The organism is Algoriphagus sp. oki45, assembly GCF_036245605.1.
Classification (GTDB): Bacteria; Bacteroidota; Bacteroidia; order Cytophagales; family Cyclobacteriaceae; genus Algoriphagus.
The window spans coordinates 1-415 of sequence record NZ_BTPC01000017.1 but is presented as its reverse complement, the minus strand read 5'-3'; the positions used below and the strand labels follow the sequence as shown (position 1 = coordinate 415).

1 pseudogene is annotated in these 415 nt (G+C 24.1%); it reads right to left on the bottom strand.

Annotated elements, in window-relative coordinates:
- Nucleotides 1–171 precede the first annotated feature (171 nt).
- A pseudogene (locus AAA942_RS20385) lies at nt 172–415 on the bottom strand (hypothetical protein); the annotation flags it as partial.

Below are 415 nucleotides of genomic sequence, written 5' to 3'. Positions count from 1 at the left end.
TCTTTGTCCACTAGCCCGAATGTTATTTAGTTTAAATGCATTCATTAATTAAGCCGTAAGCACGCCTTTTCTATACCCGAATTGGTGCTTATGTTTGTTTTTTTTTTTTCCATTTCGATTATACGATAATCTGGTTCAGTTTTATTTTCGTTTTTTTTTATCTTCAAAACATTACTTAAATACTTTTTCTATACTTCTTTTTTTTTTTTTTTTTTTTTTAATTTTTTTTTTTTTTTTTTTTTTTTTTTTTTTTTTTTTTTTTTTTTTTTTTTTTAAATAAAATTTTTTTATTTTTTAAAACCCTGTTTTTTTTCTTCGTCATTCAGTTTTGCCGTGTTTTTAGAAATGTTTCGGGCGATTTTCTTCGCTCTTTTCTTGTTGAGGAAACTTCCAAAGCCTCTTACGTAGATATTTT